At 71.4% G+C, this 12,473-nt stretch carries 11 protein-coding genes; all 11 read left to right on the forward strand.

Going from position 1 to position 12,473, the window contains the following annotated elements; all coding sequences use genetic code 11:
• Nucleotides 1-271: 271 nt before the first annotated feature.
• The 11 genes from rpsD (at nt 272) to DN051_RS31245 (ending at nt 12,274) form a co-directional block, all read left to right on the forward strand.
• Nucleotides 272-886, forward strand: coding sequence for a 30S ribosomal protein S4 (gene rpsD, locus DN051_RS31195; protein ID WP_015661793.1), 615 nt, complete (start codon nt 272-274; stop codon nt 884-886).
• A gap of 501 nt (nt 887-1,387) precedes the next feature.
• The gene (locus tag DN051_RS31200) at nt 1,388-1,834 is read left to right on the forward strand and encodes a DUF948 domain-containing protein (RefSeq protein WP_234388833.1); all 447 of its coding nucleotides are present in this window, start codon (nt 1,388-1,390) and stop codon (nt 1,832-1,834) included.
• Nucleotides 1,835-1,841: 7 nt separating this feature from the next.
• Nucleotides 1,842-2,192, forward strand: coding sequence for a hypothetical protein (locus tag DN051_RS31205; protein WP_053759837.1), 351 nt, complete (start codon nt 1,842-1,844; stop codon nt 2,190-2,192).
• A complete protein-coding gene (gene alaS / locus DN051_RS31210) occupies nt 2,192-4,864 on the forward strand; it encodes an alanine--tRNA ligase (RefSeq protein WP_112440053.1) in 2,673 nt (890 codons plus the stop codon). Before DN051_RS31205 ends, alaS begins: the two co-directional genes overlap by 1 nt.
• Nucleotides 4,864-5,328: a Holliday junction resolvase RuvX gene (gene ruvX, locus DN051_RS31215; protein WP_053759839.1), complete on the forward strand. Its 465-nt coding sequence runs from the start codon at nt 4,864-4,866 to the stop codon at nt 5,326-5,328. Before alaS ends, ruvX begins: the two co-directional genes overlap by 1 nt.
• A 122-nt stretch (nt 5,329-5,450) precedes the next feature.
• Entirely contained in the window at nt 5,451-7,211 is a 1,761-nt protein-coding gene (mltG, locus tag DN051_RS31220; RefSeq protein WP_112440055.1) for an endolytic transglycosylase MltG, read from the forward strand.
• On the forward strand, nt 7,192-8,031 hold the full coding sequence (locus tag DN051_RS31225) for a shikimate dehydrogenase (RefSeq protein WP_112440057.1): 840 nt from the start codon (nt 7,192-7,194) through the stop codon (nt 8,029-8,031). Before mltG ends, DN051_RS31225 begins: the two co-directional genes overlap by 20 nt.
• 371 nt (nt 8,032-8,402) lie before the next feature.
• Nucleotides 8,403-9,587 (forward strand): chorismate synthase, encoded by a 1,185-nt coding sequence (aroC, locus tag DN051_RS31230; protein WP_053759842.1) that lies wholly within the window; start codon nt 8,403-8,405, stop codon nt 9,585-9,587.
• Entirely contained in the window at nt 9,584-10,099 is a 516-nt protein-coding gene (locus tag DN051_RS31235) for a shikimate kinase (RefSeq protein WP_079001042.1), read from the forward strand. Before aroC ends, DN051_RS31235 begins: the two co-directional genes overlap by 4 nt.
• Nucleotides 10,096-11,187: a 3-dehydroquinate synthase gene (gene aroB / locus DN051_RS31240; protein ID WP_053759844.1), complete on the forward strand. Its 1,092-nt coding sequence runs from the start codon at nt 10,096-10,098 to the stop codon at nt 11,185-11,187. The genes DN051_RS31235 and aroB overlap by 4 nt, the downstream gene beginning before the upstream one ends.
• Nucleotides 11,188-11,380: 193 nt before the next feature.
• Nucleotides 11,381-12,274 (forward strand): Pro-rich N-terminal domain-containing protein, encoded by an 894-nt coding sequence (locus DN051_RS31245; protein WP_079001044.1) that lies wholly within the window; start codon nt 11,381-11,383, stop codon nt 12,272-12,274.
• Nucleotides 12,275-12,473: the final 199 nt, after the last annotated feature.

Here is a 12,473-nt window from a genome sequence, read left to right on the forward strand (position 1 = left end):
GAACGGGACATGCAGCCGGAGCACCCGGCCCTCGGGCAGGGGACTCCAGGAGCGTCGCGCACCGTCGAACGGTGTCGCGGGCAGCCCACCACCATCCGGGGTCCCGGAAACGGTCGGTGGGCCACTCGCGTGCTGCACGTATGTGCCCAGACCAGGGAGCGGCTGCCCGGCAGGTCCGTCAGGACCCGCGGGGTTTCCCCGGCTGCGGATTGCGACCTCCCCTAACCCTGGTGAAGCCGTATTCGCATCAGAAACATGAGGTGTTTGGTTCATGGCGAACCAGTCCCGCCCCAAGGTCAAGAAGTCGCGTGCCCTCGGCATCGCGCTGACCCCGAAGGCCGTCAAGTACTTCGAGGCCCGTCCCTACCCGCCGGGTGAGCACGGCCGCGGCCGCAAGCAGAACTCGGACTACAAGGTCCGTCTGCTGGAGAAGCAGCGTCTGCGCGCGCAGTACGACGTGTCCGAGCGTCAGCTCGTCCGCGCCTACGAGCGTGCCTCCAAGGTGCAGGGCAAGACCGGTGAGGCCCTGATCATCGAGCTGGAGCGTCGTCTCGACGCGCTGGTCCTGCGTTCGGGCATCGCCCGCACGATCTACCAGGCCCGCCAGATGGTCGTGCACGGCCACATCGAGGTCAACGGCCAGAAGGTCGACAAGCCGTCCTTCCGCGTCCGCCCGGACGACGTCGTGATGGTCCGCGAGCGCAGCCGTGAGAAGACGCTGTTCTCGATCGCCCGTGAGGGTGGCTTCGCCCCCGAGGGCGAGACCCCGCGCTACCTCCAGGTGAACCTCAAGGCCCTGGCGTTCCGCCTGGACCGCGAGCCGAACCGCAAGGAGATCCCGGTGATCTGCGACGAGCAGCTCGTCGTCGAGTACTACGCCCGTTGATCCGGGCGTAGGACTTCCTGCGCACAGCCCGTCGCCTCCACGCCCTTCAGGGCCGCCGGGGCGGCGGGCTTTCGCATGCCCGCACCGTCGATGCGCCGGGCCGACGCCCCCGGCCGCCCCGCCCCGCCGTCGCAGACGCCTATGCCCACCCCCGTGCGCCCCGGTCGTAAGCCCCCGGCAGTCCCGGCGCGGCGCCGCCGCGCCGCCGCGCGAGGCCGATGCGCCCCCGATGCACGAACCCGCCGCACCGCAGCGTCCGTTGGCGTCCGGCCGCCCCGCCGCCCCCAGGGCGGAACCGCCCGCCGCCCGCCACCGGGCGGGCACACGCCGAGATGCGGCGGCGGGCACGGAACGTGCCGATCCGCGTTCGGTCCGTACAATCGCCCTCGGCAAGTCCGCCCCGCGCCCCCTCTAATCCGGTACGGAGTCCGAGCCGCGGCGCGATAGGCTCGGTGCACGACTTTTTCGATGTTCAGGCACGTTTCAGGGAGCGGGTGCGCAGTGTCCGGAGGAGAGGTGGCCGGGATCCTGGTGGCCGTCTTCTGGGCGATCCTGGTCTCCTTCCTCGCGGTGGCACTCGTGAGGCTGGCCCAGACGCTCAAGGCGACCACCAAGCTCGTGGCGGACGTGACCGACCAGGCCGTCCCGCTGCTGGCCGACGCCTCCGCGGCGGTGCGCTCCGCGCAGACCCAGATCGACCGGGTCGACTCGATCGCCTCGGACGTGCAGGAGGTCACCTCGAACGCCTCCGCGCTGTCGACCACCGTCGCCTCCACCTTCGGCGGCCCGCTGGTCAAGGTCGCCGCCTTCGGCTACGGCGTGCGCCGCGCCCTCGGCGGCCGCCGGGACGACGTGCCCGCCGAGGAGCCCCGGCGTACGGTGATCGTGGGCCGTACCGTGCCGGCCGCGCGGTGGGGCAGGCGGAACAACCGCGGAAAGAAGGACTGACCCAGAGATGTTCCGCCGTACGTTCTGGTTCACCACGGGTGTCGCCGCCGGGGTCTGGGCCACCACCAAGGTCAACCGCAAGCTGAAGCAGCTCACCCCCGAGAGCCTCGCCCACAAGGCCGCGAACAAGGCGATCGAGACCGGCGGGCGGCTCAAGGACCGCGCGCTGGTGTTCGCCCTCGACGTCCGCGACAACATGGCACAGCGGGAGGCCGAACTCGGCGACGCGCTCGGCCTGAACGCGCCCGTCGACGGTGAACTCCCCGCACCACGGCGGTACGCCGCCATCGAGAACCGCAACAACCCGACGTACGTCGAGAGGCCGACGTACTCGCACAACCGGAATGAGGACCACTGATGGAGTCGGCTGAGATCCGCCGCCGCTGGCTGAGCTTCTTCGAGGAGCGCGGGCACACCGTCGTCCCTTCGGCGTCGCTCATCGCGGACGACCCGACTCTGCTTCTCGTCCCGGCCGGCATGGTGCCGTTCAAGCCCTACTTCCTGGGCGAGGTCAAGCCGCCCTACAGCCGCGCCACGAGCGTGCAGAAGTGCGTGCGCACACCCGACATCGAAGAGGTCGGCAAGACCACGCGCCACGGCACGTTCTTCCAGATGTGCGGCAACTTCTCCTTCGGCGACTACTTCAAGGAAGGCGCCATCAAGTACGCCTGGGAGCTGCTCACCGCGCCCCAGGGCAAGGGCGGTTACGGCCTGGACCCGGACCGTCTGTGGATCACCGTCTACCTGGAGGACGACGAGGCCGAGCGCATCTGGCGCGACGTCGTCGGCGTCCCGGCCGAGCGCATCCAGCGCCTCGGCAAGAAGGACAACTACTGGTCCATGGGCGTCCCCGGCCCCTGCGGCCCGTGCTCCGAGATCAACTACGACCGCGGTCCGGAGTTCGGCGAGGAGGGCGGCCCGGCCGTCAACGACGAGCGCTACGTGGAGATCTGGAACCTGGTCTTCATGCAGTACGAGCGCGGGGAGGGCACCGGCAAGGAGGACTTCGAGATCCTCGGCGAGCTGCCCAGCAAGAACATCGACACCGGCCTCGGCCTGGAGCGTCTCGCCATGATTCTGCAGGGCGTGCAGAACATGTACGAGATCGACACCTCCATGGCCGTCATCAAGAAGGCCACCGAGCTGACCGGCGTGGCCTACGGCGACGCCCACGGCTCCGACGTCTCCCTGCGCGTGGTGACCGACCACATGCGCACCTCGGTGATGCTCATCGGCGACGGTGTCACCCCCGGCAACGAGGGCCGCGGCTACGTCCTGCGCCGCATCATGCGCCGCGCCATCCGCAACATGCGCCTCCTCGGTGCCACCGGCCCGGTCGTCAAGGAACTGATCGACACGGTCATCGAGATGATGGGGCAGCAGTACCCCGAGCTGGTCACCGACCGCGAGCGGATCGAGAAGGTCGCCGTCGCCGAGGAGAACGCCTTCCTCAAGACGCTGAAGGCCGGCACCAACATCCTCGACACCGCGGTGACCGAGACCAAGGCCTCCGGCGGCACCGTGCTGGCCGGCGACAAGGCCTTCCTGCTCCACGACACCTGGGGCTTCCCGATCGACCTCACCCTGGAGATGGCCGCCGAGCAGGGGCTCTCCGTGGACGAGGACGGCTTCCGCCGTCTGATGAAGGAGCAGCGGGAGCGCGCCAAGGCCGACGCCCTGGCCAAGAAGACCGGCCACGCCGACCTCGGCGCCTACCGCGAGATCGCCGACAGCGCCGGTGAGACCGAGTTCATCGGCTACACCGACACCGAGGGCGAGTCGACGATCGTCGGCATCCTCGTCGACGGTGTCTCCTCGCCCGCCGCCACCGAGGGCGACGAGGTCGAGATCGTCCTCGACCGCACCCCGTTCTACGCCGAGGGCGGTGGCCAGATCGGCGACACCGGCCGTATCAAGGTCGACACCGGCGCCGTCATCGAGGTCCGCGACTGCCAGAAGCCGGTCCCCGGGGTGTACGTGCACAAGGGTGTCGTCCAGGTCGGCGAGGTCACCGTCGGTGCCAAGGCGCAGGCCCTGATCGACGGCCGCCGCCGCACGGCCATCGCCCGCGCCCACTCGGCCACCCACCTCACCCACCAGGCTCTGCGTGACGCCCTCGGCCCGACGGCCGCCCAGGCCGGTTCCGAGAACCAGCCCGGACGTTTCCGCTTCGACTTCGGCTCGCCGTCCGCCGTGCCCACGGCCGTGATGACCGATGTCGAGCAGAAGATCAACGAGGTGCTCGCCCGCGACCTCGACGTCACCGCCGAGATCATGGGCATCGACGACGCCAGGAAGCAGGGCGCCATCGCCGAGTTCGGCGAGAAGTACGGCGACCGCGTCCGTGTGGTGACCATCGGCGACTTCTCCAAGGAGCTGTGCGGCGGCACGCACGTGCACAACACCGCCCAGCTCGGCCTGGTGAAGCTGCTCGGCGAGTCGTCGATCGGTTCCGGTGTACGCCGTATCGAGGCCCTCGTCGGCGTGGACGCCTACAACTTCCTCGCCCGTGAGCACACGGTGGTCAACCAGCTCACCGAGCTGCTCAAGGGCCGCCCGGAGGAGCTGCCGGAGAAGGTCTCCACCATGCTCGGCAAGCTGAAGGACGCCGAGAAGGAGATCGAGAAGTTCCGCGCGGAGAAGGTCCTCCAGGCCGCCGCCGGTCTCGCCGAGTCCGCCAAGGACGTCCGCGGCGTGGCCCTGGTGACCGGCCAGGTCCCGGACGGCACCACCGCCGACGACCTGCGCAAGCTGGTCCTCGACGTGCGCGGCCGCATCCAGGGCGGGCGGGCCGCCGTGGTGGCGCTGTTCACCACGATGGGCGGCAAGCCGCTGACGGTGATCGCCACCAACGAGGCCGCCCGCGAGCGCGGTCTGAAGGCCGGTGACCTGGTCCGCACGGCCGCCAAGACCCTCGGCGGCGGCGGTGGCGGCAAGCCGGACGTGGCCCAGGGCGGCGGCCAGAACCCGGCGGCCATCGGCGAGGCCGTGGACGCCGTCGAGCGGCTCGTGGCGGAAACGGCCAAGTGATGCGCACAGGACGTCGGCTCGCGATCGACGTCGGGGACGCCCGGATCGGGGTCGCCTCGTGCGACCCCGACGGGATCCTCGCCACCCCGGTGGAGACGGTGCCGGGACGCGATGTCCAGGCGGCGCACCGCCGGCTGAAGCAGCTCGTCGAGGAGTACGAACCGATCGAGGTCGTCGTCGGGCTTCCGCGGTCCCTCAAGGGGGGCGAGGGCCCGGCCGCGGCCAAGGTCCGCGGCTTCGCCCTGGAACTCGCGAAGAACATCGTTCCGGTGCAGGTCCGGCTGGTGGACGAGCGGATGACGACGGTGACGGCGAGTCAGGGTCTGCGCGCCTCCGGCGTGAAATCCAGGAAGGGCCGTTCGGTCATCGACCAGGCGGCCGCTGTGATCATCCTCCAGCAGGCACTCGAATCCGAACGGGTGTCAGGTAAAGCTCCGGGCGAGGGCGTCGAAGTGGTCATCTGATCGCGATACGGTAACGTTCCGCGCGATGCGTCGGTGTTCGAACAGCCGCCGCACAGCAAGAGGCGGCACGGACGCCGGCCCCACACGGCGGGTGACCGCCGCCTCGCGGCTCTAGGGGATCGATGACTGAGTATGGCCGGGGCCCAGGCTCCGAACCGTGGCATCCCGAGGACCCCTTGTACGGGGACGGCGGATGGGGTGGACAGCATGCCCACCAGGGCGGCCAGGCCCCCTACGGCGGCCAGCCGCAGCAGTATCCGGAGCAGCCGCAGGCGCAGCAGCAGGCGCAGTACGGCGACTGGGGCGACGGCGGGCAGGCCGGTTACGGCCATGCCCAGCAGCAGTACGACCAGTACCAGCAGTACGGCCAGCAATACGGTCAGCAACAATACGCCGACCCGAGCCACCAGCAGTACGCCGGGCCCGCGCAGCAGCAGTCGTACGATCCCCAGCAGCAGCAGCAGCAGTACGGCGACGGCGGCTGGGCCACCGGCGGGCAGCACCAGGTCTCGTACGCCCCCGACCCGGCGGACCCCTACGCCCAGCAGACGGCTGCCTATGGCGGGCAGCAGCCGGATTTCTACGGCACACCGGACGCCTATCCGCCGCCCCAGCCGCCCGGCCGGCGGCGCGCCGAACCGGAACCGGAGCCCGACTGGGATCCCGGACCCGACCAGGGCGAGCACGCGTTCTTCGCAGGTGGGAACGACGATGACGCGGACGACGACGACACCGACGAGGCGGCGGGCCGACGCGGACGCGGTGACCGGCGGGGCCGCGGCGGCAAGGGCACCAAGGACAAGAAGAGCCGCAGCGGCTGCGCCTGTCTGGTGGTCGCCCTGGTCTTCGGCGGCGGCCTGGCCGGTGTGTCCTACTTCGGGTACCAGTTCTACCAGGATCGTTTCGGCGCCGCCCCGGACTTCGCGGGGGACGGTTCCAGCGTGCAGGTGACCGTCGAGATCCCCAAGGGTGCGAGCGGAGCCGAGATCGGCCGCCGGCTGAAGGACGCGGGCGTCGTCAAGAGCGTCGACGCCTTCGTGGCCGCCCAGTCGCAGAACCCCGACGGCGAGGCGATCCAGGCGGGCGCCTACCTCCTCAAGAAGGAGATGTCCGCCGCGAGCGCCGTCAAGCTGATGCTCGACCCCAAGAGCCAGAACAACGTGGTCGTTCCCCCCGGGCAGCGCAACGTGAAGGTGTATGCCGCCATCGACGAGCGCCTGGGTCTCGAAGAGGGCACCACCGAGGATGTCGCCGAGAAGAAGTACAAGAGCTTCGGCCTGCCGAAGTGGGCGAACAACAACAAGGAGATCAAGGACCCGCTGGAGGGCTTCCTGTTCCCGGGCACCTATCCCGCCGCCAAGGGCATGAAGCCCGAGTCGGTGCTGCGGGAGATGGTCTCGCGGGCCAACGCGGCCTACGACGAGTACGACCTCGAGGCGAAGGCCAAGGCGTTCGACCTGGAGAACCCGCTGGAGCTGATCACGGTCGCCAGCCTCGTCCAGGCCGAGGGCAAGACGGAGGACGACTTCCGCAAGATGGCGGAGGTGATCTACAACCGCCTCAAGCCCACGAACACGGAGACCAACCAGCTGCTCCAGTTCGACTCGACCTTCAACTACCTCAAGGGCCAGAGCAACATCCACATCACCGAGTCGGAGATCAAGGGGAACTTCGACCCCTACAACACGTACACCAACAAGGGTCTGCCGCCCGGTCCCATCGGCAACCCGGGTGCGGATGCGCTGAAGGCGATGATGAACCCGACCGACGACGGCTGGCTCTACTTCGTGGCGACCGACGGCGTGCACAGGACGGAATTCGCCACGAATCACGACGACTTCCTGGAACTCAAGGAAAAGTTCGATGCCAACACGGGCAACTGAGCCCCGCCGGGCAGCGGTGCTCGGCTCGCCCATCGCCCACTCCCTGTCCCCGGTGCTGCACCGGGCCGCGTACCACGAGCTCGGGCTCGACGGCTGGTCCTACGACCGGTTCGAGGTCGACGAGGCGGCCCTGCCCGGCTTCCTGTCGGGCCTCGGGCCGGAGTGGGCGGGCCTGTCGCTGACCATGCCGCTCAAACGGGCCGTGATACCGCTGCTCGACGGGATCAGCGAGACCGCGGCCTCCGTCGAGGCGGTCAACACGGTCGTGTTCACCGAGGACGGTCGCCGCGCCGGCGACAACACCGACATCCCCGGCATGGTCGCCGCCCTGCGTGAGCACGGCATCGAGCAGGTGGACACCGCGGCGATCCTCGGCGCCGGCGCCACCGCCTCCTCCGCGCTGGCCGCGCTGAGCCGGATCTGCACCGGCGAAGTCGTGGTGTACGCGCGCAGCGCGGCCCGCGCCGCCGAGATGCGGGAGTGGGGCGAGCGGCTCGACGTCGAGGTGCGGATCGCGGACTGGGCCGACGCCGCGGAGGCGCTGCGCCGTCCGCTGGTCGTCGCGACCACCCCGGCCGGTACCACCGACGCGCTCGCCGCCGCGGTGCCGGAGCGGCCGGCGACCCTGTTCGACGTGCTCTACGAACCCTGGCCCACCAGCCTCGCGGCCCGCTGGTCCGCCTACGGCGGGGCCGTCGTCGGCGGACTCGACCTGCTGGTGCACCAGGCGGTCCTCCAGGTGGAGCAGATGACCGGCCGAAGCCCCGCGCCCCTGGACGCGATGCGCAAGGCCGGGGAGCACGCGCTCGCCGGACACTAGTGCCGCGGCACCAGGCCCCGCCGCGGCCCGCCGGGGGCCGGAGCGGAATCGGGGGAGCGGCTCCGTGACGGCGGGCACACGGGCGGCGTCCCGCCGCAGCCGGATGCGCCGGTCGGTGCCGGGATTCCCGCCGGACCGGGGCGGAACCGCGCCCCGCGGCAGCGCGCGCGGGACCGCTCCGAGCGCCCCTTGTGTGGCCGAGACCTGGTCGTTTCCCGTCCGTCAGGTGGACCGGCGGACGGTCCCGCGGCCGGGACGTGGGAGGATCGGAGGTGGCGGGCCAGGGCCGCGCACCCCGGTCGCGCCGTCGCGGGACGCGTGGACGCGCGTGCCGCAGGGCAGTACCGGGGCGCGAGCATTGAGGAGCACCGTTGAGCAGGTTGCGCTGGCTGACCGCGGGGGAGTCCCACGGTCCCGCACTCGTCGCGACGCTGGAGGGCCTTCCCGCCGGCGTGCCGATCACCACGGAGATGGTGGCGGACCACCTGGCTCGCCGGCGGCTCGGTTACGGCCGCGGTGCGCGGATGAAGTTCGAGCGGGACGAGGTCACCTTCCTCGGCGGCGTCCGGCACGGCCTCACCCTGGGCTCGCCCGTCGCGATCATGGTCGGCAACACCGAGTGGCCCAAGTGGGAACAGGTCATGGCGGCCGACCCCGTCGACCCCGACGTGCTCGCGGGCCTCGCCCGCAACGCGCCGCTGACCCGTCCCCGCCCCGGTCACGCCGACCTGGCCGGCATGCAGAAGTACGGCTTCGACGAGGCGCGCCCGGTTCTGGAGCGGGCCTCGGCGCGGGAGACGGCCGCGCGCGTGGCACTCGGCGCGGTCGCGCGGTCGTACCTGAAGGAGACCGCCGGCATCGAGATCGTCAGCCACGTGGTGGAACTCGCCTCGGCCAAGGCGCCGTACGGTGTGTACCCGACGCCCGCGGACGTGGAGAAGCTCGACGCGGACCCGGTGCGCTGCCTGGACGCGGACGCCTCGAAGGCGATGGTCGCGGAGATCGACCAGGCCCACAAGGACGGTGACACGCTCGGCGGCGTCGTGGAGGTGCTGGCGTACGACGTGCCCGTCGGCCTCGGTTCGCATGTGCACTGGGACCGCCGGCTGGACTCCCGTCTCGCCGCCGCCCTGATGGGCATCCAGGCGATCAAGGGTGTGGAGGTCGGGGACGGCTTCGAGCTGGCGCGTGTGCCCGGTTCGAAGGCGCACGACGAGATCGTCACCACCGACGAGGGCATCCGGCGCGCCACGGGCCGCTCCGGTGGCACCGAGGGCGGGCTGTCGACCGGTGAGCTGCTGCGTGTACGCGCCGCGATGAAGCCGATCGCGACCGTCCCGCGGGCACTGAAGACCGTCGACGTCGTCACCGGCGAGGCCACGGCCGCGCACCACCAGCGCTCCGACGTGTGCGCCGTGCCCGCGGCCGGCATCGTCGCGGAGGCGATGGTGGCGCTGGTGCTGGCGGACGCGGTGGCGGAGAAGTTCGGCGGCGACAGCGTGCCCGAGACCCGCCGCAACGTCCGGTCGTACCTCGACCACCTGGCGATCCGGTGAGTGCGCCGTCGGTCGTTCTGGTCGGACCGATGGGGGTAGGGAAGTCCACCGTGGGCCGGCTGCTCGCCGAGCGGCTCCAGGTCGGCTTCCGGGACACAGACGAGGACATCGTCGCCGAACAGGGCCGCACCATCGCCGACATCTTCGTCGAGGACGGCGAAGAGGTCTTCCGGGCCGCCGAGAAGCAGGCGGTGGGCCGGGCGCTGGCCGAGCACACCGGTGTGCTGGCACTCGGCGGCGGCGCCGTCCTCGACGCCGGCACCCGTGAGCTGCTCGCCCGGCACCAGGTCGTCTACCTGTCGATGGACGTCGAGGAGGCGGCCCGGCGCACCGGCCTGAACGCCGCCCGGCCGCTGCTGGCCATCAACCCGCGCAAGCAGTGGCGGGAGCTGATGGAGGCCCGTCGGCACCTCTACGAGGAGGTGGCCCGCTCGATCGTCGCCACCGACGACCGTACGCCCGAAGAGGTCACCCAAGAGGTGCTGGACGCCCTGGAGTTGAAGGAAGCATGAGCGAGTCAGTGACGCGGATCCAGGTCGGCGGCACCGCGGGCAGCGAGCCCTACGAGGTCCTGGTCGGCCGTCAGCTGCTCGGTGAGCTGGGCGGGCTGATCGGCGACAAGGCCAAGCGGGTCGCGGTCATCCACCCCGAGGCGCTCGCCGAGACCGGTGAGGCGCTGCGGGGCGACCTGGCCGAGCAGGGCTTCGAGGCCGTCGCCATCCAGGTGCCCAACGCGGAGGAGGCCAAGACCGCCGAGGTCGCCGCCTACTGCTGGAAGGCGCTCGGCCAGTCCGGTTTCACCCGCACCGACGTCGTCGTGGGCGTCGGCGGCGGGGCCACCACGGACCTGGCCGGCTTCGTGGCGGCGACCTGGCTGCGCGGTGTGCGCTGGATCGCCGTCCCGACGACCGTCCTCGCCATGGTGGACGCGGCCGTCGGCGGCAAGACGGGGATCAACACCGCCGAGGGCAAGAACCTGGTCGGAGCCTTCCACCCGCCCGCCGGTGTGCTCTGCGACCTCGCGGCACTGGACTCCCTGCCGGTCAACGACTACGTCTCCGGGCTCGCCGAGATCATCAAGGCCGGCTTCATCGCCGACCCGGCGATCCTGGAACTGATCGAGTCCGACCCGCGGGCCGCCCGCACCCCGGCCGGGCCGCACACCGCCGAACTCATCGAGCGGTCCATCCGGGTCAAGGCCGAGGTCGTCTCCTCCGACCTGAAGGAGTCGGGCCTGCGGGAGATCCTCAACTACGGCCACACCCTCGGCCACGCCATCGAGAAGAACGAGCGCTACAAGTGGCGGCACGGCGCCGCGGTCGCCGTCGGCATGCACTTCGCCGCCGAACTCGGCCGTCTCGCGGGCCGGTTGGACGACGCCACCGCCGACCGGCACCGCACCATCCTGGAAGCGGTCGGACTCCCGCTGACCTACCGTTACGACCAGTGGCCCAAGCTGCTCCAGAACATGAAGGTCGACAAGAAGTCCCGCGGCGACCTGCTGCGCTTCATCGTCCTGGACGGCCTGGCCAAGCCCACCGTCCTGGAGGGCCCCGACCCGGCCGTGCTCCTCGCCGCCTACGGCGAAGTGGGCGAGTAGGTCCGAGGGTTCCCTTCCGTCGTATTCGCCTTTCCACGACGGGCACTTCGGGCCTTCCCCGGCCGTTCACCAAACATCGGTCGGGGAAGGTACCGTTCGGGTGGGTGTCCCCCCGGCCGTTCGGGGCATGGGGGAGAGCGGGGTTCGCCCCGCTGCCAGCGTCAATTGCCTGTACGAGACGGAGTGGCACCGGATGCAGCACGCAGTGGGGTCTCCGCTGCCGCCGCCCCATCAGCCGGGGCACGGACCGGCCGCCGGCTGGCCGCCGGCCGCACAACACCCGGGTTCCCACCACCCGGGCCCGCACCAGGGGTCCGCGCCCGGGCCGCAGGGGCCGGTCCCCGCGCCCCCGCCGCCACCCGGTTTCACCGGCGCGCCGCCCTCGCCCCCCGTCCCGCCGCCCGCCGTGGCGCAGCAGGTCCCGATGGGCCCGCCCGTGCCCGACACCACCGGCCATGTGCCGCTGCCGCCCGGCGGGCCCGTGGCCGTGCCCAGCACGCCGCAGGCCCCGATGGCTCCGGACCCGGGCGCCACGACGCTCGCCGTGCTGCTGATCGGCCCCGCCGGGGCCGGCAAGACGAGCGTCGCCAAGTACTGGGCGGACCACCGCCGCGTCCCCACGGCGCACATCAGCCTCGACGACGTGCGCGAATGGGTCCGCTCCGGATTCGCCGACCCTCAGTCGGGGTGGAACGACCACTCCGAGGCGCAGTACCGCCTGGCCCGCCGCACCTGCGGATTCGCCGCGCGCAACTTCCTGGCCAACGGGATCTCCTGCATCCTCGACGACGCCGTGTTCCCCGACCGCCCGGTCGTCGGCCTCGGCGGGTGGAAGCGCCATGTCGGTCCCGGCCTGCTCCCCGTCGTGCTCCTGCCCGGGCTCGACATCGTCCTCGAACGCAACGCCGAGCGCAGGGGCAACCGCCGGCTCAGCGACGAGGAGGTCGCCCGCATCCACGGCCGTATGGCCGGGTGGTACGGCTCAGGCCTCCCGATCATCGACAACTCCCAGCTCGACGTCCCCGGCACGGCCCGCGTGCTGGACGAGGTCCTGGCCCGGTCGATAGCGAGCCCGCCGAAGTGGTAGCAGCCGCCGCCTCGCCTGCGGCGGTCGATCCGCCGGCGCTGTCCGGGCCGCCTGCCGCGCCCGGGGCCCCGCGGGCCTGACCGGTCTTCCCGACGTGTGGGCACGGGGTGCCCAGCCGGATCGGGGCGCCACCGGTCCAGCCCTTCTGCTCGGGCCACCGGATTCGCCTCTCCTGCTCCGGCCACCGGTTCTTCCCCCT

Source organism: Streptomyces cadmiisoli (genome assembly GCF_003261055.1).
Lineage (GTDB): Bacteria > Actinomycetota > Actinomycetes > Streptomycetales > Streptomycetaceae > Streptomyces > Streptomyces cadmiisoli.